The sequence below is a fragment of the Pseudonocardia sp. P-1 genome (genome assembly GCF_058111925.1).
On record NZ_CM176614.1, the window covers coordinates 2,698,091 to 2,719,276 of the forward strand.

Sequence of the window (21,186 nt, forward strand, 5' to 3'; positions counted from 1 at the left end):
CGGCCCCCGCGGTCACCCCCGGTCGCGCAGCGCGGGCAGGTTCGCCTCGATCGTCGCCCGGTCCGGCTCCAGCCACGGCGGCAGCTTCAGCGCGCGGCCGAGTTCGAGCAGCGGCTCGTCGACGGTGAAGCCGGGCTCGTCGGTGGCGATCTCGAACAGCACACCGCCGGGTTCGCGGAAGTAGATCGAGGTGAAGTACTGCCGGTCGAGGATCTCGGTGACCTCCAGGCCGCGGGCCACCAGCTCGGTGCGCCACTGCTGCTGGGTCGCCCGGTCCGCCACCCGGAACGCGATGTGGTGCACCGTCCCGCCGGCCTGCACCCCGTGCCCGTCGACACCGCCGAGCACGTCTACGACCGTCGCGGTGTCCCCCGTGGTGCGGAAGCGGCTGCGGGCGCCGTCGTCGCCGGTGTGGGTCATGCCGAGGTCGGTGAGCATCCGCTGGGTCGGTTCGAGGTCCGCCTCGGACAGCGTCACCGCGTGCAGGCCGCGTACCGCGTGCTCGGCAGGCACGTCGCCGGCACCGTCCCAGCCCGAGCGGATGTCGCCGGGCGCGGCGACGAGGTCGATCACCAGCCCGTCGGGATCGCGCAGGGTCAGGACCTCCTCGGCACCCGACGACGCGTCCCGGGTGCGGGGGTCGTCGGCGTCGACGCCGAGCGCGGCGAGGTGGGTCTGCCACCAGCCCAGCGACTCCGGCGGCACGCCGAACGCGGTGGCGGTCGTCAGGCCGGCGCCCTGGCGGCCGGGCTCGACGTCGGGCCACGGGAAGAACGTGAGGATGGTGGCGGGACGGCCCGCCTCGTCGCCGTAGTAGAGGTGGTGGACCTGGGGCGCGTCGAAGTTCACCGTCCGCTTCACCAGCCGCAGGCCGAGCACGGTGGTGTAGAAGTCCACGTTGCGCTGCGGGTCCCCGGCGATCGCCGTGACGTGGTGCAGCCCGTGCGGGGTGACGGTCGTTCCGGGGGTCATCGCATCGCTCCTCGGGGTGGTTACTCCCCACCGGCTACCCGTTCCCGGGGTCGCCGACGCCGGACATGAAACCCGCTCGACCGGGGTACCCGGTCGTCATGACGACGCCCGAGAAGGACCAGCGCGATCAGGACGAGCGCACGAGCCACCCGGTCCCGACCGAGCAGAGCGACACCCCGGTCGACGAGACACCCGACGGCGACGGCGTCCACCTCGACGCCCAGCCCGTCGCGGACGACGACCCCCGCACTGCGGCGTCCTGAACCACGCACCCGTCACGGAAGGACTGCACAGAACCATGGCCACGATCCGTTACACCGTCCCCGGGCTCGAGCGCGGAGACGCCGAGCAGGTCGTCGACATCCTGCAGCACCGTCTGCACGCCCTGAACGACCTCCAGCTCACGCTCAAGCACGTGCACTGGAACGTCATCGGCCCGAACTTCATCGCGGTGCACGAGATGCTCGACCCGCAGGTGGACGCGGTCCGCGGGTTCGTCGACGACGTCGCCGAGCGCATCGCGACCCTGGGCGGCTCGCCCAACGGCACCCCCGGCGCGCTGGTCAAGGACCGCACCTGGGACGACTACTCGATCGGCCGCGACCAGGCGATCGCCCACCTCGGCGCGCTCGACGTGGTCTACACCGGGGTCATCTCCGACCACCGCACCCAGATCGAGAAGGTCGGCGCGCTCGACCCGGTGACCGAGGACATGCTCATCGCCCAGGCCGGCGAGCTGGAGCAGTACCAGTGGTTCGTCCGGGCGCACCTGGAGAACGCCGACGGCTCGCTGAACACCCAGGGCAAGGCCGGTGAGCAGGGCGCAGCTGACGCCTCCCGCTGACCCTCCTCCACGACGCGACGCCGACCCGGGCCCGGTATCCACACGGATACCGGGCCCGGGTCGTGTCGTGCTCCGGACCGGCCGTGACCGAATCGTTCTCCTCGAGCCCAGGGACGGCCGCCCCGGGCATCCGCCCTGCTCACACCCCGGAGCGACCGCGGGACGGCGTCGACGACCCTGTCTCCCGGCCCCGGGCGTCCTGCCCCGTGCGGCCACTCCACCTACAGTCGCGTGCCGCACATTCCACCTGAATCGACGCGTAAACCCCGAACCGGAGGTACACGGTGATCGCCCGCTATCTCAGGGAGCACACGAGCCCTCCCGTCTTCGTGTCGTCGGCGGTGCTCGCACTCGCCTTCGTACTGTGGGGTGCAGTCGCCCCCGCATCGCTCGGCTCCGTCGCCGACGCCGTGAACTCGGCCGTGACCGGCAACCTCGGCTGGCTCTACATCTTCACTGCGAGCGCCTTCGTCGTGTTCGTCGTCGTGCTCATGGCCTCGCGCTTCGGCCGGGTCAAACTCGGGCCCTCGGACTCGACGCCGGAGTACAAGACCGTCTCGTGGTTCGCGATGCTGTTCACGGCGGGCATGGGCATCGGGCTCGTCTTCTACGCCGTCGCCGAACCGCTGACGCATTTCACGAGTCCCCCGACCGGCGAGGCCGGGACGGCGGAGGCGGCGGAGAACGCCATGCTCTACACCTTCTACCACTGGGGCCTGCACCCGTGGGCGATCTACATCGTCCTCGGGCTCTCGCTGGGCTACTTCTCCTTCCGCAAGGGGTTGCCACTGCGTCCCGCCGCGGCCCTCTATCCGCTGATCGGGAACCGCATCAACTCCTGGCCGGGCTACCTGGTGGACGTCGTCGCGGTGTTCGGCACACTCTTCGGGCTGGCGACCTCGCTGGGGATCGGGGCGCAGCAGGTCGGCGCCGGGCTGGAGACCCTGTTCGGACTGGAGAACAGCACTCCGCTGCAGATCGTGCTGATTCTGCTCATCACCTCGGTCGCCGCCGTGTCGGTGCTGCTCGGGATCGACAAGGGCATCCGGAACCTGTCGTTGATCAACCTGTGGTTGGCGCTGGCGCTGATGCTGTTCGTGTTCTTCTTCGGCCCGACCCGGGATCTGCTGAACTCGGCGGCCGCCAATGTGGGCGTCTACGTCCAGCAGCTGCCGGGACTGAGCTTCCAGACCTTCCCCGGTGACACCGACGCGCAGAGCTGGCAGTCGAGTTGGACGTTGTTCTACTGGGGATGGTGGATCTCGTGGTCGCCGTTCGTCGGCATGTTCCTGGCCCGCATCTCCTACGGCCGCACGATCCGCCAGTTCGTCGCCGGTGCACTGTTCGCCCCGGTCGGCGCGTCCATGGTGTGGATGACGGTCTTCGGCGACACCGCCCTGGACATCCTGCGGGCCGACCCGGCGAACCCGCTGGCGGGCGCCCCGGACTCGCCGGAGACCTCGATGTTCCTGCTCCTGCAGCAGCTGCCGGTCCCCGAGATCCTCACCCTCCTCGCGTCGGTGCTCTCGATCGTGGTGGTGGTGCTCTTCTTCGCGACGTCCTCGGACTCCGGCTCCCTGGTGATCGACATCCTCACCAACGGAGGGGACCCGAACCCGCGGTGGCAGCAGCGCCTGTTCTGGGCCGTGCTGGAGGGGATCATCGCCGCCGTGCTGCTCGGCGCCGGAGCGGCCGCGGGTGCGGACGCGCTCTCGGCCCTGCAGACCGCCTCCATCCTCGCCGGGTTGCCGCTGTGCATCGTGCTGATCCTCATGGCTGTCGGTCTCATGAGGGGCCTGCGCAGTGAGCGGTTCGTCGTCGCGCTGCCGGTCGAGGCATCGCCGGCTCTGGCTCTGAGGAGCAGCACCGCACGAACGGACGACCTCACGACCGAGCGGGCGGAGGTCGACGGCGGCCGGGCCACCATCGACCCCAACGGGGCCCTCTACTCCGAGACCGCGGTCGCCACCATGGCGACCTCGGACGAGGTCGAGCCGGACTCCGGCGACGACGTCCTCGACCACGCGGGGGACGTCGCGCTCGAGCGGCGCCAGGGCTCGACCTGACGGATCCCGGGGCCCGGACACCCGGGCCCCGGGACCTCACGGGTGCCCGTGCTCGTCGCCGCCCACCCACAGGGCCGTCGCGAGCGCCGGGCCCCACTCGTGCTCGGCCTCGCCCGGGGCGGGGCGGGCCTGCTCGCGGGAGCGGCGCAGCCGCACCACGAACGGCCCCTCGAAGGGCTTGCGGGCCAGCAGGTCCACCCGGTCGCCGAGCCGGACGTCGTGCGCGTCGAGGAAACGGAGCACCTCGGGGTCGGTGTCGTCGACGCGCACCAGGGTGCCGCCCTCGCCGTAGCGCAGGTCCGGCAGCCGGCGGGCGTGGACCACGGGCATCGTGCCGTCACGGGCCGGGATGGGGTCGCCGTGCGGGTCGAACCGCGGGTGCCCGAGCCGGGTGTCGATCCGGTCGAGCAGCCGGTCGGAGACGGCGTGCTCGAGCGCCTCGGCCTCCTCGTGCACCTCGTCCCACGCCAGATCCAGCTCGGTGACCAGGAACATCTCCAGCAGCCGGTGCCTGCGCACCACGGCGAGCGCGGACACCCGCCCGGCGGCGGTGAGCGTGATCCCGGCGTAGCGGGCGTGGTCGACCAGCCCGGCGTCGACGAGCTTGCGCACCATCCCCGACGCCGACGGCGACGAGACCCGCAGCCGCTCGGCCAGCGCGGAGACCCCGACCGACCCCTCCCACCGCTCCGAGAGCAGGAAGATGGTCTTCAGGTAGTTCTCCACGGACTCCGAGAGGCGCTCCGCGCTCATGCCCACCACGGTATCCCGGCGACGGTGGCTCAGGCGGTCCCGGCCGCGCAGAGCCGGGTCAGGAGGGCGGGGTCGACCGGTGAGCCGAGGGCACCGCTCAGGGTGAGCCCGTTGACCGCGGCGGCCAGCAACGCACGCCGGTCGGCGTCGTCGGGCAGGAGCCGGGCGGCGGCCGCGGCGAGCGCGATGTCCCAGCGGTCCAGCTCACCGCGCAGGTCCGGTCGCCGCGCGGCCAGCAGGAACAGCTCGTACTCGGCGATCGCGGTGACCCGTTCCTGACGGACGCAGTCCTCGACCAGCGCGACGAGGTCGCCCGGGACGGTGACCGCGTCGAGCCGGGCGATCCAGCGGTCGTTGACGGCGGTGAGCGTCGCGACCAGCAGCGCGTCGACACTGCGGTGGTAGTAGAAGACCGCGCTGGGCGGCACGCCGGCCTCCGCGGCGACCGCGCGCTGGCTGACCGCGGCGACCCCGCCGGCGCCGACCAGCCGCAGCGTGGCCCCGACCAGCTCGCGGCGGCGCCGGTCCCCGCGGCGGCGGCGACCGTCGGCCCCGGAGGTGTCCCGGCCGATCGCGTCAGGCATGCGCGGTCGCGCCGCCCAGCTCCAGGGCGAGCACCCCGGCGATGACGAGCGCGATCCCGCCGAGCTGGACCCACGTCAACGACTCACCGAGGAAGAACACCCCGATCAGCGCGACGAGCGCCACCCCGGCCGCGGCCCAGGTTCCGTAGGCGATCCCGAGCGCCATCCCCCGGCCGAGCGCCTGGGACAGCGACCAGAACGCCAGCCCGTAGCCCACCACCGTGATCATCGACGGCACCAGCCTGCTGAAACCCTGCGAGAACCGCAGCGCCACCGTTCCGGTGACCTCGGCGCCGATCGCGAGCGCGAGCCAACCCCACATCGCCGGACTCCTCCCCCTCTGTCCGTTCCCTTCCACATTGTAGAGCGTTCGCTCAGCTTTCCCGCCACCCGGACGACCGAGCACGAAATGGTTGTCATTGGCTTACGGTGGATCATCGTGACCACGCAGAGCAGTCGGACGACCGCGCCCGGTTTCCCCGCACCCCGCCGTCCCCGCGACTCCGTCGCCGCCGTCGCGACCCGCCTCGTGGACCTGCGACGACGCCTGGAGCGCACCGACCTGCGCCCCGCCCCGGACACCGACGCCGCGTTCGGCGAGCTCGTCGGGCTTTGCTGCTTCCCGCCCGCCGGCTGCACCGAGGGCGTCCTGGCGCAGGTCGCCCCGCACTCGGACGCGCTGCGGACCCTCGCCGCGACCGGCGAGGGCCACATGGAGAACCACTGGGCGGGCCGGATCGCCGCCGCCCCCGACCCGCGGGCCGAGCTGGACCGGTTCCCCTACCTGGGCAACTATCACGACCTCGTCCGGCTGGAGCTCGCCGCGCTGACCGCCGTCGGGCTGCCCGCGCCGCGGCGCGTCGTCGTGCTCGGGTCGGGGCCCCTGCCGCTGACCGGCCTGGTCCTGGCCACCGGGCACGGCGCGCAGGTGCTGCACGTCGACCGGGACCGGGCGGCCGTCGCCGCGGGGGACGCGGTCACCGCAGCCCTCGGGGCGGACGGGCGGGTCCGCAGCCTGGTCGCCGACCTCGACGACCCGCAGCTGTCCCCCGCGCTCGCCGACGAGCTGGGCCGGGCCGACCTCGTGCTCGTCGGGGCCCTGGTCGGTCCGGACGCCGCCACCAAGGCCGCCATCACCGCCCGGCTGACCAGCGCGACCGGGCCCGGCACGACCCTGCTCGTGCGGTCCGCCGCGGGGCTGCGGACCCTGCTCTACCCGGAGATCGTCCCGGCCGACCTGCCTGCACTCGAGGTACTCCTCGAGGTGCACCCGCGCACCGACGTCGTCAACTCCGTCCTGGTGGCCCGCGCCGCCACGTGAGGTGCGTCGCTCCCGCGGTTCGGAGCGCCTCCGGCCGGGCAACCGGACCCCGACGAGGGGCGCAGCGACGCGCCGGAGGACGACGGACCGAGGAGGTCGGGACATGATGCGGACGACGGGCGGGTTCTCCCGGCCCTACACCCCGGTGCAGCCGGTCGCGGCGGCGTTCGCCGCGGCGTTCCTGCTGGTCGGAGCCCTGGGCTTCGTCCCGGGCGTGACCTCCGGTGAGCTCGCCGTGCTGCCCGGTGCGGGTACCGCGGTGCTTGCCGGGCTGCTGCCGCTGTCGGTGCTGCAGAACGTGCTGCACCTCGTCACCGGCCTGGCCGGACTGGCCTCGGCGCGCTCCGGCGCCGCGTCGCGGGTGGTGCTCGTGGCCGGTGGCGCCGTCGCGCTGCTGAGCGCCGCCGTCGCCCTGGACGCCGTGGGCGCGGCCCTGGTGGTCGTCGCCGTCGCGATGGTCGGCTGCGCGACACTGCTGCGCGGCCGTCCCGTGGTGCGCCCGGCCCGCCGCGGGGCAGCCGCGGCCTGAGACCTGGACAGGGCGTGACCCCCGTGGTCCGATGGCGGTGTGTCCGACACACCGTCCGCCGGGACCCCGGTCACCGGACGACACCCCGACCACGGCCACGAGGCCGAGGTCGGCGACCCGGTGTGCTGGCTGGACCGGCTCTGCCCGGACTGCGGGGCGATGCCCTCGCCCACCGACGACGGCGGGCCGCCGCAGACCTGCTGGCGCTGCGGCGCCGCCGTCACGCACCCGTCGGGCTTGCGATCGCCTGACGATCACGCCGGGCCCGGCGCCCGGGTCGACGGGAGCGGTCCGGATCCGGTGGAATCGCCGTCATCATGAGCGAACAGGGCCGGACCCGGGTGCTGCTGGTCGACGACGACGTCCGGATCGGGCGCGCGCTCGGCCTCGCCCTGGGCGACGAGGGCGTCGACGTCGACGCGGTCCACACCGGCGAGCAGGCCCTGGTCAGTGCGGCCCGCCCGGGCGTCGACCTCGTGCTGCTGGACCTCATGCTGCCGGGCATCGACGGCCTCACCGTCTGCCGGCGGCTGCGCGAGACCGGTGACCTGCCGATCATCATGGTGACCGCGCGCTCCGACTCCGCCGACGTCATCGCCGGGCTGGAGGCGGGCGCCGACGACTACGTCACCAAGCCCCTGGTGGCCGGGGAGCTGGCCGCCCGCATCCGGGCGCTGCTGCGCCGGCGACGTCCGGCCCCGGCGGCACCGCGCCGGATCACCGTCGGCGACGTCGAGCTGCGACCGGACGAGGGCACCGTGCTCCGCGACGGCGCCCCGGTGCACCTGACCCGCACCGAGTTCCGGCTGTTCGCCGAGCTCGCCGCGGCGGGCGGGCGGATCGTGACCCGCGACGAGCTGCTGTCGCGGGTGTGGGGCTACGAGTACCACGGCGACACCCGGCTGCTGGACGTCCACGTGCGACGGCTGCGGCGCAAGGTCGAGCTCGACCCGGACCGGCCGGTCCTCGTGCTGACCGTGCGCGGCGCCGGGTACAAGGTCGGCGACGCCGGACCGGACGCCGCACTGCCGGGCGCCGCCCCCGCCTCGGGCCGCGGCGGGTGAGCGGGCGCGGCAGGATGCGGTCCGTGCTGGACCGACTGCCGCTGGGCCGGCTTCCGCTGCGTCACCGGATCGGCGTCGCGTTCGCCGGGGTGTCGCTGGTGGTGACCGGGCTGTTCGCGACGGTCACCTGGAACCTCGCGTCGTACTATCTGGTGGAGCAGGGGGTGGAGAGCGCGACCCGGCAGCTCGCGGTGAACCTCCAGCTCGTCGAGCGGGCGATGGCCGACACCGCCGACGTCGGCGGGCTCGACGACCTGTTGACGGGCCTCGCGGGTACCCCGGACACCACGGTCGCGCTGCGCCGCGACGGCGCCTGGACGACCAGCGGCCGCGAGGTCGACCCCGACCTGCTGCCGGCGGGTGTGCTGGCGCTGGCGGAGAACGGGACCGGGGCACGGCAGCGGGTGATGGTGGCGGGGATGCCGAGCGTCGTCGTCGCGGCGCCGCTGCCGGGCGGCGACGTGTTCGTCGAGGTCTTCCCGATGCAGCGGCTCGACGCCAACCTGAGGTTCCTCAGCGTCGTGCTGTTCACCGGGGTCGCGGTGAGCGCGCTGCTCGGGCTCGCGCTGGGCCAGTGGGCCGGGCGGCGCGCGCTGCTGCCGCTCACCGCCGTGACCCGGGCCGCGGCACGGATCGCCGGGGGTGACCTGACCGCGCGGCTGCCGTCGAGCACCGACGCCGAGCTCGCCCCGCTCGTCGCGACCTTCAACCGGACCGCCGACGACCTGGAGCAGCGGGTGTCGCGCGACGCCCGGTTCGCCGCGGACGTCTCGCACGAGCTGCGGTCGCCGCTGACAACACTGGTGAACGCGGCCGCGGTGCTGACCCGGCGGCGCGACGAGCTCGCACCGACCGCGCGGGAGGCGGTCGAGCTGCTCGACGGCGAGATCCAGCGCTTCCGCCGGATGGTCCTGGACCTGCTGGAGATCTCCCGCAGCGACACCCTGCAGCGCGAGGACGGCGAGCTCGGCGCGCTGGTCCGCGGGCTCGTCGCGGTCCGCGGCGGGGAGCACGTCCCCGAGGTCGACGCCCCGGAGCCGGTGACCGTGCGGGTCGACCGCCGCCGCCTCGACCAGATCCTGGGCAACCTCCTGGACAACGCCGACGCGCACGGCGGCGGCGCGCGGCGGATCGGCGTCGCGCCCCGGGACCGGTACGCCCGGATCGAGGTCGACGACGCGGGCCCCGGCATCCCGCCCGAACAGCGGCTGGCGGTGTTCGAGCGGTTCGCCCGTGGCACCCTGGCCGGCAGCCGCGGCGACGGCGGCGGCACCGGTCTCGGCCTGTCCCTGGTCGCCGCGCACGTGCGCCGGCACGACGGCCGGGTGTGGGTGGAGGAACGACCCGGCGGCGGCACCCGGGTCGTCGTCGAGCTGCCGGGGGTGCAGGCATGAGGACACGGCTGTGCATCGCGCTGCTGGGGCTGCTGGTCGTCGCCGGGTGCGGGGTGACCCTGGAGGACGAACCGGAGCCGCTGGACCCGGCCACCGGGACGCCGTCGCCGACCCCGACGGTGACCGTGCTCCCGCCACACACCCCCGATCCCGGCACCGTGCCCCCGCCGCAGCGCACGGCCGCCGGCGGCACCGCTGGGCAGCCGGCTACCGGCGGCGGCGCCGGCGCGGGTCCGACGCACAGCTGATGCAGGTGTCCGCGGCGGGCAGCGCCTCCAGCCGCTCCGGGGCGATCGGACCGCCGCAGACGCTGCACCGCCCGTAGTCGCCGTCCGCCATCCGGTCGGCCGCCCGGTCGAGGTCCCCGCACTCCCGCTCCGCCGCGGCGAGCAGGCCCTGCAGCTGCGCGCGCTGCACGGCGATGGTGACACCCTCGGGGTCGTGCTCGTCGTCGTGGCTGGTCAGGGCCTGCTGGTCGGCGAGGGCGTCCAGCTCCCGGCGCAGCGACGCCACCCACTCACGGGCGTGGGCGCGGGCGGCGGCCAGGGCGGTGGGGTCCACGGGACCAGGATGCGCCCCGGCAGACTGTCGTGGTGGCCCTGTCGCGTCCGAAGTCCGGTGTCGGTGTCGTCCTCCAGCGCGACGACGGCGCCGTCGCCGTCGGGCACCGCGTCACCGCCGGGGAGACCCCGAGCTGGTCGTTCCCGGGCGGGCACCTGGAGGGCGGGGAGCCGGTCGTCGCGGCCGCGCTGCGGGAGCTGGCGGAGGAGACCGGCGTCGTCGCGGCGACGGGGACCCTGTTCGCGGTGTGCGTCCGGCTCGACGGCGCGGGGGTGACCTTCGCGGTGCACGTACCCGCGCCCGCCGGGGCGGAGCTGCGGGTGACCGAACCGCACGCGATCGACGCCTGGACCTGGGCCGACCCGGACGACCTGCCCGGACCGGTGTTCGCCCACACCGACGCCGTCCGGCACGCCTGGCGTTCTCCGGGCGTCACCCTCGACGGCTGGGACCTGCACCGCGTCGCGCACTGAGCCCCGTCGATCAGTACGGGATCGCTGTCCGGGCGGGCGTCGACGGCACCCGTGTACTGATCGATCGGCGGGGGACGGCGGTCATCCTCCCTGCGGCGCGAAGCCGGGCTTCGCCTCGACGAGGGTCACCGCGTTGCCGTCCGGATCGGTGGCGGTGCCGAACGCGACCCTCTCCGACGAGGTCGCGTCGACCTCGAGCGTGATGCCGGCGGCACGCAGCCGTCCCGCGACCGCGGTGACGTCGTCGACCTGCAGCGTCAGCAGTCCGCCCCCGGCACGGTCGGGATCGAGCACCAGCTGGACCGTGCCCGCCGGGCCGAGGTACCAGTCGGCGAGCACCGGCATGGGCCGGGCATTCGGCTCCTCGCCGAGCACGACGCTCAGCCAGGCGATGCCGCGGTCGATGTCCGAGGTGGGAAGCCCGGCGAGGACGCCGAGGACGGGACCGGTGCGGGGCATGTCGTGTCCTTCCGTGCGGAGCCTGTCGGAAGTGGTGACCGCGCCGGGGCCCCGGGCTCATCGGTCTACTCCCCCGCAGCCCCGGTCGCGAGCTCGACGACGATGTCGAGGTGCCCCAGGTGACGGGCGTACTCCTGCACGACGTGCAGCAGCGTCCGCTCGATCGTCCCGGGTGCGGCACCGCGCCAGCGGGCGCTCGGCAGCCCCACCGCGCCGGGTCCCACCGACTCCGCGATCTCGCGGGTGCGCCTGCCCTGCGCCGCGAGCGCGTCCGCGAGCCCGTCGACGGTGACACCGGGTGGGAGCTGCCACCGGCCGTCGACGTGGTCGGCCCAGGGGTCCGGGAGGTCGGCGTCGACGAAGCCCCACTCCAGCCAGCGGCGCTCCATGCAGCACAGGTGGTGCACGAGCTCGGCGGGCGACCAGCCGGTCGGGAGGCGGCTGGTCGTGCGGTCGGGCACGGAGAGCTCGGCGTACCTGGCGAGGACGCGGGCCCGGAAGAAGTCGACGTAGGTGAGCAGGAGCGCGCTCGTGGAGGGGGCCGGGTCGGTGGGCTCGGGGAGGCGGGACGGGCACCTGCGCAGGTGCAGCAGCGGGAACGGGCGCCCCCGACCGTCGCGGTCGGACCGTCCGGTCCGGACGAACCCGTGGCGCTCGTAGAAGGCCAGCGCGGACGGGTTCTGCTCGTTCACGTCCAGCTCCACCTGCGCGAGTCCGTCGGTGGCCGTCGTCAGGAGCGTGGACCCGACGCCGAGACGGTGCGCCGACGGGTCGACGAACAGGGCCTCCACCCGGTCGCCGTGCACTCCGATCCAGCCGACCGGCGTGCCGTCGTCCCGCTGGGCGACGGTGACCGCGAGGGCGGGCAGGGCCGCCGTCCGGACCTCGTGCTCGATCTCGTCGACGTCGGCCGGGGTGAGGAAGGTGTGCGTCGCCTCGACCGCGCGACGCCAGATGCGGACGAGCTCCGGATGGTCGGCGGGGGTGGCCGTGCGGACGGTCGGGGAACTGCTCACCGGGACAGGATCGCAGCGGTGTCGACCGGGTTCGCCCACCGCGGGCCGGTGTCCGCGACGGGCGCCGACCCGGACCACGGTCGACACCGGGGGGCGGCGCCGTCGACCATCGCCCCATGACCGTCCTGGACGTCCTCCTGCCGCGGCTCGTCGCGCTGCCCGGTGTGCTCGCCGTGGCGCTGGGCGGCAGCCGGGCCCGGGGCACCCACCGGCCGGACAGCGACTGGGAACTCGGCGTCTACTACCGCGGCGGGTTCGATGCCCGGGTGCTCGGGCGCCTCGGCTTCGCCGGGCACGTCGCGCAGCCGGGCGAGTGGGGACGCATCGTCAACGGCGGGGCGTGGCTGAGCGTCGAGGGCGAACCAGTGGACGTGCTGCTGCGTGACCTCGACGTCGTCGACGCCTGGCGTGCCGACGCCGACCACGGCCGGTTCCAGATCGACCAGGTCGAGGGTCATCTCGCCGGGCTGCCCACGTACACCCCGCTCGGGGAGATCGCCGTGAACCGGGTGCTCGCCGGGCGGCTGCCGGCCGTCGCCTACCCCGCGGCCCTGCGCGAGACGGCGCAGGAACGCTGGCGCTGGAACGCCGCGTTCTCGCTGACGATCGCCGAGCAGCACGTCCGCCGGGGCGACCGGACCCTCGCACTCGGCATGATGGCCCGCGCCACCGCCCAGGCCGCGCACGCCGTCATGGCCGGGCGGGGTGCGTGGGTCCTGGGCGAGAAGGGTCTCGTGGACGACGCCGGCCTCGGCGCCGCCCACGACGTCCTCGGCGACGACCGGCCCGACCCGGCCGAGGCGCTCCACGAGCTGCGCGCGCTGCTCGACGCACCCCGGCCGCAGGAGCTCCGCAGCCACCGCACGCGGGCACGGACGGTCCGCCTCCGGCCCGCCGACGCCGGAGAGGTCCTGACCCTGCAGCGGGCGGCCTACGTGCCGGAGGCCCGGGCACACGGCGACATCGACCTGCCGCCGCTCACCGAGCACCTGGCGGAGATCCGCGAGCAGCTGGCCGACAGGTCGGTGACCGCCTGGGGTGTCCGCGACGACGGCCGGCTGGTCGCCGCCGTACGGATCACCCGGTCGGGGAGCACCGCCGTCGTGAGCCGGCTGGTGGTCGCTCCGGACCGGCAGGGCGAGGGCCTGGGATCGGGCCTGCTCCGCCACGCCGAGGAGCAGCTCGACGACGGCGTGTCGGTGATCGAGCTGTTCACCGGTGAGCACAGCGTCACGAACCTGCGGCTCTACGACCGGCTCGGGTTCCGGGAGACCCACCGGACCGACGCGGGGACCTACGCGCTGGTCCACATGGCGAAGCCCCGGGGTACCGGGCGGGGTCGGTCCCCCGGCTGACCTCCGGCCGGCTCAGAGCGACCGGAGCGTGGTCATCGCCGCGGTCTCCCGGTCCGCGATCCGCAGCAGCAGCCCCGCGGCCTCGGTCAGGCCGGCCGGGTCCCCGTCGAGCCCGGCGCGCTCGACGAGTCCGGCGACGCGGGTCCACAGCGTCGCCGACTCGGCGAACAGGTCCCGGCCCCGTTCGACTGCCGCGACGCGTCCGCCCGGCCCGGCGCCGTCGTCGAGCAGCGGCAAGCAGGCGGTGAGGAAGTCGCGGTACAGGGTGCGGAACAGCGCCCCGCCGGTGCCGGCCCGTTCCATGAGCATCGCCATCTGCGGCAGGTCCCGGGGCGGGTCCTCGACGCGGTCGAGCCAGGACGGGGCGCGCTTCGCCGTCGTCCGGATGCCGCGGTGCCCGACGTTGGCGATCGGCGGGTCCAGGAACGCCTCGGCGCACTCGACGATCGCGGGCACGATCGCGGGGACGGGGTCGACCGGCTCCCGGAGCGGTCCGAGGGTGAACGAGCGGTGCGGCGCCGACATGGGTCCGCGGGCCGCGCGCGCCCGGGCCAGACTCTCCAGGCTCGTGCGGACCCGGCCGCCTTGCTGCGCGGTGTCGAGGAGGTACGCGGACTCCCCGTCGTAGCCGAGGAGGGCCACGACGTGACCCGCGAAGTGGACCCGGGAGCCGAAGTAGTCCAGGTCGTGGCTGTCGAGCTGCAGCCCGACGGGCACGCCGTCGTCGACGAGGGTGCGCACCTGGTCCCACCCCCGGCGGGCGGACGAGGTCTCCTGCACCCGCAGGTCGAGGCCGAGACGGCGGGCGAGGGTCCGGGTCAGCTCGAAGGGCTTGACCCGCCCGCCCAGGAACGGCGCCGACTGCCGCTTCGAGTCCCAGTACACGAACGACAGCCCGGCGCCGAGCCCGAACAGCACCGGTTCGGTGAGGTGGACGCCGGCGTGCCCGAGGAGCGCGCCGAGCGTCGTCGTCTCGCAGTGGACGCCTCCCGTGGCCGGGACGCCGGTGGATGCATCAGTCATCGGACACCTGGACCCGCTCGGCGAGCCACGACCTCTCCGCACGCAGCTGGGACAGAGAGAACGAGAAGACGTCGTGCGCCTCCGTCGGGAGGGGCTCCTGGGCCGTGCGGGCGGCGACGACCGCGTCGATGCGGGCGTCGAGGCCGACCAGCCGGGCCCGGAGCGCCGCGTCGACCTCGTGCGCGGGGAGCAGGCCCGCGTGGGCGAGGCCGGCGAGGAAGGAGCGGGCGGGGACCCCGGCGTCGGCGAGCAGCTCGCGGACGTCGGCGGCCGCGGTGCGGCGCCCCCGGTCGGTGATGCGCACGACGCGGCGGGCCTTCGGGGAGGGGCGGTCGTCGTCGGCCTCGGCCAGGCCGCGGGCGGTCAGCTTGTCGAGCAGGTAGTAGATCGAGGAGAAACCGATATCGGTCCAGCGGCGGACGCCGCGCTGCTCGACGACCTGTTCGATGTCGTAACCGTGGCGGGGGCGCTCGGCCAGGGTCCCGAGGACGACGAGCTCGCCGAGGGTCAGCTCCACGACTGTATTCTAGCACTGGAATAGCGGTCCGGACCGCCCCGCGTGCGACCTCCCCCGCGCGAAACACGACGACACCGGCGCGAGACGCCGACGCAACGTGCCGCTCCTAGCGTCTCCACCTGCTGTATCCAGCCCTGGACACAGCAGGTGAGGAGGCTTGTCGATGTCGAGTGCCGTCGACGAGGCGGGGACGCCGCCGCTGCGCGAACGCGTCTACGCCGTGCTGCGGGACGACGTCGTCAACGGCGACATCGGCGCGGGCACCCGCCTCACCGAACCGAAGCTCGCCGCACGGTTCGGCATCTCCCGCACCCCGGTCCGCGAGGCCCTCGGCCGGCTCGTCGCCGACGGCCTCCTGCAGCGCGAGGAGGACTACGGCTACTCGGTCGTCGTCCCCGACCTGGCGGGGGTGCGTGACCTCTGGGAGGTCCGCATCGCGGTCGAGCTGCGCGGGATCGACCGGTGCCGGGAGAACCCGGGCACCGTGCACGACGCCGGAGCGCTCCGGGCGGAGCTGGCCCGCTGGCACCGGATGCTCGAGGAGCCGCCCGCGGCGGGCCCGGGCTTCGTGCTGGAGGACGAACGGTTCCACAGCACGCTTCTCGCGGCGTCGGGCAACCCCGAGCTCGTCGCGGTGCTGGCCGACGTGCACCGCCGGATCCGGCGGGTGCGGATGAACGACTACGTGCTCCCCGGCCGCGTCGAGGCGGCCGTCGCCGAGCACGTCGCCGTCGCCGAGGCGGTCCTCGCCGGACGGCTCGACACCGCGCGCCACCTGCTGCACCAGCACATGGGCGCCTCGCTGGAGATCGTCACCGAACGCGCCGGCCGCGCCCTGCTCGCCACCGACACCCGGGACCGCCGCCGCGGCCCGGCCACCCTCGACGTGAGGACTTCACGAGACTCGCCGCGATGAAGCATCCCGCCGTCCTGATCGCGCTCGCCGCGGTCGCCGGGATCGAGTTCGGTCTGGTCGCCGGCGAGTGGGCCGGCAAACTGAAGGTCGTCGGCGACGCCTTCATCCGGCTCGTCCAGATGGCGATCGTGCCACTGGTCATGACCTCGGTGATCGCGGCCTGCGGGTCGATGACCGGGTCCGGCACCGGCCGGCTCGCACTGCGGACCTTCGCCTGGATGATCGGTCTGTCGGTCGTGGCCGCGGTGGTCGCGGTCGTGCTCGGGCTGCTGTTCCGCCCGGGCTCCGGCATGGTCGCGACGGCCGCGCCGGACGCCGCGCTGCCGCCCGCGGCGGCCCCGGAGAGCTGGCAGGACACGGTCCTGGGCTTCTTCACCACCAACGTCGTCGAGTCGATGGCCGAGGCGGCGATGGTCCCGATCATCCTGTTCTCGCTCCTGTTCGGCGTCGCCCTCAACCGGCACGTCCACGCGACGGGCAACGCACTCGTCCTCGACGTCGTCGGGCAGCTGCAGCAGGTCCTGCTCACCCTCATCCGGCTGGTCATGTACGTCGCACCGATCGGGGTCTTCGCACTGCTCGCCGACCTGTCCGGCCGGATCGGCTGCGCCGTGGTCGGGTCGGCGCTGGCCTACCTCGGGACCAACCTGCTGGGCGTCGTCGTGCTCACCGTGCTGTTCGTGGCGATCGTCGCCGCGCGCACCCGGCTCAACCCCGCGCGCCTGCCCCGCACGCTCGCGGAGCAGACCGCCGTCGCGGTCACGACGACGAGCTCGGCCGTCACCTACCCCACGGTCCTGCGCACGACGATCGAGAAGGTCGGCGTGAGCCCGCGGGTCGCCAACTTCACGCTGTCGGTGGGGCTGACCATGGGGTCCTACGGCGCCGTCCTCAACTACACGATCGTCGTGCTGTTCCTCGCCCAGGCCGGCGGCGTCGACCTGTCCGCCGGACAGATCGTGTTCGGGATGGTCCTCGCGATCCTGCTCAACATGGGCACCATCACCGTGCCGGGCGGGTTCCCCGTCGTGGCCCTGTTCCTCGCCACCACCCTCGGGCTGCCGCCCGCGGCCGCCGGGCTGCTCATCGCCGTCGACTGGTTCACCGGGATCCTGCGGACGTTCCTCAACGTCAACGCCGACACCCTGGTGGCGATGCTCGTCGCGCACCCCGACGGGGAGATCGACCGGGACGTCTACGACGGTGTGCGCGGCGAGGACCCGGTGGAGACGGCGGTCGGGAGCAGCCCGCAGGCCTGACCCGAACGGCAGCGGCTCGGCGTCGGACCGCCCGGCTCCGCACCGTCGCCCGGCGGGGATCCTGGAGGGATCGTCCGGCACACGAGAGCGAGGACGAGCGCTGATGTCACGTCCACCGGGACGGCTGGTCGCCATGACCCTCGACCGCCGTGTGCCCGGCCGGGGAGCTCCGCGCGTCCCACGACGACTTCGTGGTGCCCGTGCGACGGCACAGCACGCCTGGACCTCCAGCAGGTCACCCACCGCCGTCCCGGTCGGTGACCGGACGGCGAGACCCTCCGCGCGCACCTGGACGTCGCCGTCGACGATCCCGATGACGCCGAACAGCCGGCGAGCGGGTGCCGGGTTCGGGCGGAGCCCGGCCGCCGGATGCTAGTGCGCTCGGCGTGCGATCGCTTCGAGGCGGTCTCGCTGCTGTCGGCGTGCTGCCGGATCCTCGCGACCGACGAGGCCGGCTCCGTCCATGTAGCCCGCAGTCCCGTCGACCAGTTCGCGGACGATGTCGGAGTGTCCGGCGTGGCGGTGCGCCTCGGCGATGGTGTGGATCAGTATGTGCTGGAGGGTCACCGTCCGAGCGGGCTCGGGCCACCACGGCACGTGACCGATCGCGTCGAGGCCGTGGTCGTCGATGACGGCATCGGAGGCTGCACACACCTGGTGGTAGAGGTCGAGCAGTTCCTCCCGGCTCTCGTTCTCTGCGGCCCACATGTCCGCGTCGGGCTCGGCCGTGTCGGAGGTCCAGGGCAGCGACAGCGGGTCGGGGCGTCCGAACGCTGCGCCGAAGTGGCCCCATTCGACGGTGGCGAGGTGCTTGACGATCCCCAGCAGGTTGGTGCCGGTCGCAACGAGTGGTCGCCGGACGTCGTACTCCGAGAGCCCGTCCAGCTTCCAGACGACAGCAGCGCGGGCGACGCGCAGGTAGCCGTGGAGGTCGGCTTTCAGGTCCGGACCGGTCATGCGGACAGGGTGGCATGACCCGACCGTCCGACCGCCGAGGTTGGAAGGGTTGTTCGACCCGCCCGACGAGAAGTGACCCACAAGGATCCCTTGATCTTGGTCGTCACCAGCCAGCGACGCTGTGACCTGGTGATGGTGTGGGCCCCCGGGGGATCGAACCCCGAACCCGCGGACTCTGGCGCTGTCGTTACGGCTAGACCCGGATATCCCTTGTGAACTGGGGTTTTCCACCCGCAGAGTGGTGGTCGTTCGGGGTCGATTTCGGCCGATGTCGCGTCGTTTCGTGTCCCAAAAGCGTCCCACGCGGGGCCTCTTCCCCCACTCGCCTGGCCTGCTGGTGATCTCCTCGCGGCGCGGGCCCGTCCCTGCCAGACCGGGGAGTGGGGTGCAAGGTACTCAGTCCCGCCTTGTGCCCCACTCCCCGGTCTGGCTGCCGTCTCGGCGCGCCGTGAGGAGATCACCAGCCTGTACTCCCCTGATCTCCGAAGCGGTGCCGGGTTCGGGCAGCGCCCGGCCGCCGGAGGCAGTGGATCTTGCGGGGAGCGGTCTAGCCGGGCCGGATCGGCGATGGAACAGGTAATGAACGACGGTCGTCTGCACGGTTGTGGCGGGGCCGCAAGGCTTGACCTGGTACCCCGGTACAGGGTGCATGCTCGACGCATGCGGACGAGTGAGGTGGCCGCGCAGGCTCGGGTGAACCCGCAGACACTGCGGTACTACGAGCGCCGGGGGTTGCTGCCGGAGCCGGAGCGGTCGGCTTCGGGCTATCGGGCGTACGGCCCGCAGGCGGTGCGGCTCGTGCGGTTCGTCAAGCGGGCTCAGGACCTCGGCTTCACGCTCGACGACGTCGAGTCGCTGCTGCATCTGGCCGATGGCGGTCCGGTGAGCTGCGACGGCACCCGCGAGCTGGCGACCGCGAAGATCGCGGACCTGGATGCCCGGATCGCGGACCTGCAGGCGATGCGGTCGGGGCTGGCCCGGCTCGTGCAGACCTGTGAACAGCCGCGGGATCGGCGGGAATGCCCGATCCTGGTCGAGATCAGCAGCGATGGGGAGGGCCAGTGAGTACCGATGGACCGCTGCGGATCGAGTCGCTGTGCGACCCGGAGCAGAGCGGGGTTGTCGCCCGGCAGGCGGGCCTGACGGCGACGGCCCGGCAGGTACACCGCGCGGTGCTGCGCGCGTTCATGGAGACCGGGCAGGCACCGCGCCGCGAAGACGTCACGCTGCCCGGGGGCGTTGACGTGGCCGAAGCGTTCCGGCAGCTGGACGAGGTGGACCTGGTGCACCTCGACGACGGACGAGTCACCGTGGCCTACCCGTTCTCCGGGTCGCCGACCGGACACGTGGTGCACCTGGACGGCGCGACGCCAGTGCATGCGATGTGCGCGATCGACGCGCTGGGCATCCCGCTGATGACCGGCCGGGATGGCGTCATCGAGTCGGCGGATCCGGCTGATGGGCGGCCGATCCGAGTCGAGCGCCGAGACGGGACGTGGCGCTGGTTGCCGGAGGAGACGGTGGTCCTGCTGGCGCAGAGCCGCGGATGCGGTCCGGCCGCGGACTGCCTGTGCCCGCTGCTCACGTTCCATGGCGACCGGCGTCGTGCTGAGGAGTATCGGCTGGGGCGCGTCGAGCTGACCGGGCTCGTGCTCGACCAGGCACGGGCCGTCCAGATCGCAGATTGGTCGTTCGGGACGCTGCTGGCCGCGACGCCTGGTCCGGACGCGCTATCCGCAGGGATGGAGATACGCACGTGATCGTGGAGATGCTGCACACCGACGGTTGCCCGCACGCCGAGGAGTATCTGCCGCGGCTGAGGCGGCTGGTAGCCGAGTCCGGCGTTACCGACCCGGTCCGGGTGCGGATGATCGCCGACGGCGAAGATGCGCACCGCGAGCAGTTTCTCGGCTCGCCCACGGTCCGTGTCGACGGCCGCGACGTAGAGCCGGGCGCGGAGGCTCGGCGGGACTACGGCCTGAGCTGCCGACTGTACGTCGGCCCGAGCGGGGTCAGCGGCATGCCGTCCGACGAGTGGGTGCTGGCGTTGCTCCGGGTAGACCCGGGTACACGATGACCACGATCGGCTACCCGGGACTGCGCCGCCTGCTTGACCAGGGGGCACAGCTGGTCGAGGTGCTCCCGGCCGAGGAGTACGCCGAGATGCACCTGCCCGGCGCGGTCAGCATCCCGCTGAAGTCGCTCGACGCCGCCACCACCGCGGACCTCAACCGCGCCCGCCCCGTCGTCGTCTACTGCTGGGACGGCCTTTGAGACATGAGTCCACGGGCCGCGTGCCGGCTCGAAGCGCTCGGATTCACCCAGGTCCACGACTACCTGCCGGGGAAGGTCGACTGGCTCGCCCGCAACCTGCCCGTTGAGGGCACCGGCGCCGACGCCCCGGTCATCGGCCAACACCTGCGCCACGACGTCGTCACCACCAGGCCCGACGAGCCGATCGCGGACCTGCGCGCCCGCGTCGCGGCGTCGCCCCACACCTTTGCGCTGGTCACTACGGCTGATCGCATCCTGCTCGGTCGACTCCGCAGCATTCATCTCGATCAGATGAACGCCGGCACAGCGGCCGAGGTGATGGAAGCTGGACCATCCACGCTGCGCCCGCATGAACCGCTGGAAGCGGTCCGCTCGCGGCTCGTCAATCGTGACCTGACCTACGCGATCGTGACCGACCCGGACGGCCGTTTCCTCGGTACCGTCCATCCGGACGACCTAACGTAGTCCACAGCCGAGCGTCCGGAGAGGCATCGATGACGGCGGCATCTCGACCAGAGGGCCCATCATCGACCGCATGCTGGTGCTGTGGAGGTGACTATGCGGACACCCAGCTGGTCCGCCTCGGCGAGCACCCAGAGGTCGGGAGCTGCCTGGACTGCGCGGTCTGGGTCAAGCGCCGGGCCGCAACCCGCCGCCACGAGCAGCACCCGTCAATCGCCGGCCGTCTGAGCAGCGGCCTCGACATCGTGCGGAACGCCGTGATTGCCCGCGGTTGGCACGAGCGCGGCACGCTTGGGATGGTCCTCCGCCGAGTCGACCGCTGGCTGCCATAGCTCGAGTCCGGGCGGAGTCACGGGTTCATCTTGTTCGATGTGCGGCCGACCCGGC

At 73.4% G+C, this 21,186-nt stretch carries 27 protein-coding genes; 17 read left to right on the forward strand and 10 right to left on the reverse strand.

Annotation, left to right across the window (positions count from 1 at the left end):
- Positions 1-12: 12 nt before the first annotated feature.
- Complete coding sequence (locus AC0GKK_RS13065; RefSeq protein ID WP_489883948.1) at positions 13-972, reverse strand: ring-cleaving dioxygenase; 960 nt, start codon at positions 970-972, stop codon at positions 13-15.
- Between the two features lie 98 nt (positions 973-1,070).
- On the opposite strand from AC0GKK_RS13065, the gene AC0GKK_RS13070 reads away from it, so the two are divergent.
- The 3 genes from AC0GKK_RS13070 to AC0GKK_RS13080 all read left to right on the forward strand — a co-directional run bounded on the left by AC0GKK_RS13070 (position 1,071) and on the right by AC0GKK_RS13080 (position 3,882).
- Positions 1,071-1,235, forward strand: a complete 165-nt coding sequence (locus tag AC0GKK_RS13070; protein WP_168172166.1) for a hypothetical protein — start codon at positions 1,071-1,073, stop codon at positions 1,233-1,235.
- A gap of 35 nt (positions 1,236-1,270) precedes the next feature.
- Complete coding sequence (locus AC0GKK_RS13075) at positions 1,271-1,816, forward strand: Dps family protein (protein WP_357440771.1); 546 nt, start codon at positions 1,271-1,273, stop codon at positions 1,814-1,816.
- Positions 1,817-2,157: 341 nt separating this feature from the next.
- Positions 2,158-3,882, forward strand: coding sequence for a BCCT family transporter (locus AC0GKK_RS13080; RefSeq protein ID WP_489883949.1), 1,725 nt, complete (start codon positions 2,158-2,160; stop codon positions 3,880-3,882).
- A gap of 36 nt (positions 3,883-3,918) precedes the next feature.
- Here the strand turns inward: AC0GKK_RS13080 and AC0GKK_RS13085 are convergent, their stop codons facing one another.
- Genes AC0GKK_RS13085 through AC0GKK_RS13095 form a run of 3 tightly spaced genes read right to left on the reverse strand, consistent with a single transcriptional unit; the run spans position 3,919 to position 5,541 of the window.
- Positions 3,919-4,635 (reverse strand): metal-dependent transcriptional regulator, encoded by a 717-nt coding sequence (locus AC0GKK_RS13085; protein ID WP_379674511.1) that lies wholly within the window; start codon positions 4,633-4,635, stop codon positions 3,919-3,921.
- Between the two features lie 29 nt (positions 4,636-4,664).
- Positions 4,665-5,219: a TetR/AcrR family transcriptional regulator gene (locus AC0GKK_RS13090; protein WP_357440765.1), complete on the reverse strand. Its 555-nt coding sequence runs from the start codon at positions 5,217-5,219 to the stop codon at positions 4,665-4,667.
- Entirely contained in the window at positions 5,212-5,541 is a 330-nt protein-coding gene (locus tag AC0GKK_RS13095; RefSeq protein WP_062399751.1) for a DMT family transporter, read from the reverse strand. The genes AC0GKK_RS13090 and AC0GKK_RS13095 overlap by 8 nt, the downstream gene beginning before the upstream one ends.
- Positions 5,542-5,658: 117 nt before the next feature.
- Between AC0GKK_RS13095 and AC0GKK_RS13100 the strand changes: the two genes are divergently transcribed.
- From AC0GKK_RS13100 to AC0GKK_RS13120, 5 genes are all read left to right on the forward strand, one after another.
- Positions 5,659-6,540, forward strand: coding sequence for a nicotianamine synthase family protein (locus AC0GKK_RS13100; RefSeq protein WP_489883950.1), 882 nt, complete (start codon positions 5,659-5,661; stop codon positions 6,538-6,540).
- 103 nt (positions 6,541-6,643) lie between these two features.
- The gene (locus tag AC0GKK_RS13105) at positions 6,644-7,069 is read left to right on the forward strand and encodes a DUF4383 domain-containing protein (RefSeq protein WP_489883951.1); all 426 of its coding nucleotides are present in this window, start codon (positions 6,644-6,646) and stop codon (positions 7,067-7,069) included.
- A 317-nt stretch (positions 7,070-7,386) separates the two neighbouring features.
- On the forward strand, positions 7,387-8,133 hold the full coding sequence (locus tag AC0GKK_RS13110; RefSeq protein WP_405419901.1) for a response regulator transcription factor: 747 nt from the start codon (positions 7,387-7,389) through the stop codon (positions 8,131-8,133).
- Positions 8,134-8,147: 14 nt separating this feature from the next.
- Entirely contained in the window at positions 8,148-9,527 is a 1,380-nt protein-coding gene (locus AC0GKK_RS13115; RefSeq protein ID WP_489883952.1) for a sensor histidine kinase, read from the forward strand.
- Positions 9,524-9,775, forward strand: a complete 252-nt coding sequence (locus AC0GKK_RS13120) for a hypothetical protein (RefSeq protein WP_251783028.1) — start codon at positions 9,524-9,526, stop codon at positions 9,773-9,775. Before AC0GKK_RS13115 ends, AC0GKK_RS13120 begins: the two co-directional genes overlap by 4 nt.
- Here AC0GKK_RS13120 and AC0GKK_RS13125 read toward each other — a convergent pair.
- A complete protein-coding gene (locus AC0GKK_RS13125; protein ID WP_062399738.1) occupies positions 9,735-10,088 on the reverse strand; it encodes a TraR/DksA family transcriptional regulator in 354 nt (117 codons plus the stop codon). The two genes, AC0GKK_RS13120 and AC0GKK_RS13125, sit on opposite strands and share 41 nt — an antisense overlap.
- A gap of 32 nt (positions 10,089-10,120) precedes the next feature.
- On the opposite strand from AC0GKK_RS13125, the gene AC0GKK_RS13130 reads away from it, so the two are divergent.
- The gene (locus AC0GKK_RS13130) at positions 10,121-10,561 is read left to right on the forward strand and encodes a nucleotide triphosphate diphosphatase NUDT15 (RefSeq protein WP_357440751.1); all 441 of its coding nucleotides are present in this window, start codon (positions 10,121-10,123) and stop codon (positions 10,559-10,561) included.
- Positions 10,562-10,642: 81 nt separating this feature from the next.
- Here the strand turns inward: AC0GKK_RS13130 and AC0GKK_RS13135 are convergent, their stop codons facing one another.
- Both AC0GKK_RS13135 and AC0GKK_RS13140 read right to left on the reverse strand, forming a co-directional pair.
- On the reverse strand, positions 10,643-11,020 hold the full coding sequence (locus tag AC0GKK_RS13135) for a VOC family protein (RefSeq protein WP_357440748.1): 378 nt from the start codon (positions 11,018-11,020) through the stop codon (positions 10,643-10,645).
- Positions 11,021-11,085: 65 nt separating this feature from the next.
- Complete coding sequence (locus tag AC0GKK_RS13140) at positions 11,086-12,036, reverse strand: acetyltransferase (protein WP_489883953.1); 951 nt, start codon at positions 12,034-12,036, stop codon at positions 11,086-11,088.
- A gap of 116 nt (positions 12,037-12,152) precedes the next feature.
- On the opposite strand from AC0GKK_RS13140, the gene AC0GKK_RS13145 reads away from it, so the two are divergent.
- Positions 12,153-13,391: a GNAT family N-acetyltransferase gene (locus AC0GKK_RS13145; protein WP_489883954.1), complete on the forward strand. Its 1,239-nt coding sequence runs from the start codon at positions 12,153-12,155 to the stop codon at positions 13,389-13,391.
- A 12-nt stretch (positions 13,392-13,403) separates the two neighbouring features.
- Here the strand turns inward: AC0GKK_RS13145 and AC0GKK_RS13150 are convergent, their stop codons facing one another.
- Together AC0GKK_RS13150 and AC0GKK_RS13155 are read right to left on the reverse strand one after the other, a co-directional pair.
- Positions 13,404-14,414 (reverse strand): BtrH N-terminal domain-containing protein, encoded by a 1,011-nt coding sequence (locus AC0GKK_RS13150; protein WP_489883955.1) that lies wholly within the window; start codon positions 14,412-14,414, stop codon positions 13,404-13,406.
- Positions 14,407-14,931 (reverse strand): PadR family transcriptional regulator, encoded by a 525-nt coding sequence (locus AC0GKK_RS13155; RefSeq protein WP_357440739.1) that lies wholly within the window; start codon positions 14,929-14,931, stop codon positions 14,407-14,409. The genes AC0GKK_RS13150 and AC0GKK_RS13155 overlap by 8 nt, the downstream gene beginning before the upstream one ends.
- Before the next feature lie 163 nt (positions 14,932-15,094).
- On the opposite strand from AC0GKK_RS13155, the gene AC0GKK_RS13160 reads away from it, so the two are divergent.
- Both AC0GKK_RS13160 and AC0GKK_RS13165 read left to right on the forward strand, forming a co-directional pair.
- Positions 15,095-15,847, forward strand: a complete 753-nt coding sequence (locus AC0GKK_RS13160; protein WP_357440736.1) for a GntR family transcriptional regulator — start codon at positions 15,095-15,097, stop codon at positions 15,845-15,847.
- Positions 15,844-17,106: a dicarboxylate/amino acid:cation symporter gene (locus AC0GKK_RS13165; RefSeq protein ID WP_489883956.1), complete on the forward strand. Its 1,263-nt coding sequence runs from the start codon at positions 15,844-15,846 to the stop codon at positions 17,104-17,106. Before AC0GKK_RS13160 ends, AC0GKK_RS13165 begins: the two co-directional genes overlap by 4 nt.
- A gap of 372 nt (positions 17,107-17,478) precedes the next feature.
- Here the strand turns inward: AC0GKK_RS13165 and AC0GKK_RS13170 are convergent, their stop codons facing one another.
- Entirely contained in the window at positions 17,479-18,063 is a 585-nt protein-coding gene (locus tag AC0GKK_RS13170) for a DinB family protein (RefSeq protein WP_489883957.1), read from the reverse strand.
- A 660-nt stretch (positions 18,064-18,723) separates the two neighbouring features.
- On the opposite strand from AC0GKK_RS13170, the gene AC0GKK_RS13175 reads away from it, so the two are divergent.
- The 5 genes from AC0GKK_RS13175 (at position 18,724) to AC0GKK_RS13195 (ending at position 20,802) form a co-directional block, all read left to right on the forward strand.
- The gene (locus AC0GKK_RS13175) at positions 18,724-19,128 is read left to right on the forward strand and encodes a MerR family transcriptional regulator (protein ID WP_405419921.1); all 405 of its coding nucleotides are present in this window, start codon (positions 18,724-18,726) and stop codon (positions 19,126-19,128) included.
- 107 nt (positions 19,129-19,235) lie between these two features.
- Positions 19,236-19,823 (forward strand): alkylmercury lyase family protein, encoded by a 588-nt coding sequence (locus AC0GKK_RS13180; protein ID WP_489883958.1) that lies wholly within the window; start codon positions 19,236-19,238, stop codon positions 19,821-19,823.
- A complete protein-coding gene (locus AC0GKK_RS13185; protein ID WP_405419926.1) occupies positions 19,820-20,140 on the forward strand; it encodes a DF family (seleno)protein in 321 nt (106 codons plus the stop codon). Before AC0GKK_RS13180 ends, AC0GKK_RS13185 begins: the two co-directional genes overlap by 4 nt.
- On the forward strand, positions 20,137-20,337 hold the full coding sequence (locus AC0GKK_RS13190) for a rhodanese-like domain-containing protein (RefSeq protein ID WP_405419928.1): 201 nt from the start codon (positions 20,137-20,139) through the stop codon (positions 20,335-20,337). The genes AC0GKK_RS13185 and AC0GKK_RS13190 overlap by 4 nt, the downstream gene beginning before the upstream one ends.
- Before the next feature lie 3 nt (positions 20,338-20,340).
- Entirely contained in the window at positions 20,341-20,802 is a 462-nt protein-coding gene (locus tag AC0GKK_RS13195) for a CBS domain-containing protein (protein ID WP_405419930.1), read from the forward strand.
- The last annotated feature ends 384 nt before the right edge of the window (positions 20,803-21,186 follow it).

What these genes read in the sequence shown, in the direction of transcription:
- AC0GKK_RS13065 (WP_489883948.1), bottom strand. Translation starts at nt 972, where the DNA reads ATGACCCCCGGAACGACCGTCACCCCGCACGGGCTGCACCACGTCACG.
- AC0GKK_RS13070 (WP_168172166.1), top strand. Translation starts at nt 1,071, where the DNA reads ATGACGACGCCCGAGAAGGACCAGCGCGATCAGGACGAGCGCACGAGC.
- AC0GKK_RS13075 (WP_357440771.1), top strand. Translation starts at nt 1,271, where the DNA reads ATGGCCACGATCCGTTACACCGTCCCCGGGCTCGAGCGCGGAGACGCC.
- AC0GKK_RS13085 (WP_379674511.1), bottom strand. Translation starts at nt 4,635, where the DNA reads ATGAGCGCGGAGCGCCTCTCGGAGTCCGTGGAGAACTACCTGAAGACC.
- AC0GKK_RS13090 (WP_357440765.1), bottom strand. Translation starts at nt 5,219, where the DNA reads ATGCCTGACGCGATCGGCCGGGACACCTCCGGGGCCGACGGTCGCCGC.
- AC0GKK_RS13095 (WP_062399751.1), bottom strand. Translation starts at nt 5,541, where the DNA reads ATGTGGGGTTGGCTCGCGCTCGCGATCGGCGCCGAGGTCACCGGAACG.
- AC0GKK_RS13105 (WP_489883951.1), top strand. Translation starts at nt 6,644, where the DNA reads ATGATGCGGACGACGGGCGGGTTCTCCCGGCCCTACACCCCGGTGCAG.
- AC0GKK_RS13110 (WP_405419901.1), top strand. Translation starts at nt 7,387, where the DNA reads ATGAGCGAACAGGGCCGGACCCGGGTGCTGCTGGTCGACGACGACGTC.
- AC0GKK_RS13115 (WP_489883952.1), top strand. Translation starts at nt 8,148, where the DNA reads ATGCGGTCCGTGCTGGACCGACTGCCGCTGGGCCGGCTTCCGCTGCGT.
- AC0GKK_RS13120 (WP_251783028.1), top strand. Translation starts at nt 9,524, where the DNA reads ATGAGGACACGGCTGTGCATCGCGCTGCTGGGGCTGCTGGTCGTCGCC.
- AC0GKK_RS13135 (WP_357440748.1), bottom strand. Translation starts at nt 11,020, where the DNA reads ATGCCCCGCACCGGTCCCGTCCTCGGCGTCCTCGCCGGGCTTCCCACC.
- AC0GKK_RS13145 (WP_489883954.1), top strand. Translation starts at nt 12,153, where the DNA reads ATGACCGTCCTGGACGTCCTCCTGCCGCGGCTCGTCGCGCTGCCCGGT.
- AC0GKK_RS13150 (WP_489883955.1), bottom strand. Translation starts at nt 14,414, where the DNA reads ATGACTGATGCATCCACCGGCGTCCCGGCCACGGGAGGCGTCCACTGC.
- AC0GKK_RS13160 (WP_357440736.1), top strand. Translation starts at nt 15,095, where the DNA reads ATGTCGAGTGCCGTCGACGAGGCGGGGACGCCGCCGCTGCGCGAACGC.
- AC0GKK_RS13165 (WP_489883956.1), top strand. Translation starts at nt 15,844, where the DNA reads ATGAAGCATCCCGCCGTCCTGATCGCGCTCGCCGCGGTCGCCGGGATC.
- AC0GKK_RS13170 (WP_489883957.1), bottom strand. Translation starts at nt 18,063, where the DNA reads ATGACCGGTCCGGACCTGAAAGCCGACCTCCACGGCTACCTGCGCGTC.
- AC0GKK_RS13175 (WP_405419921.1), top strand. Translation starts at nt 18,724, where the DNA reads ATGCGGACGAGTGAGGTGGCCGCGCAGGCTCGGGTGAACCCGCAGACA.
- AC0GKK_RS13190 (WP_405419928.1), top strand. Translation starts at nt 20,137, where the DNA reads ATGACCACGATCGGCTACCCGGGACTGCGCCGCCTGCTTGACCAGGGG.
- AC0GKK_RS13195 (WP_405419930.1), top strand. Translation starts at nt 20,341, where the DNA reads ATGAGTCCACGGGCCGCGTGCCGGCTCGAAGCGCTCGGATTCACCCAG.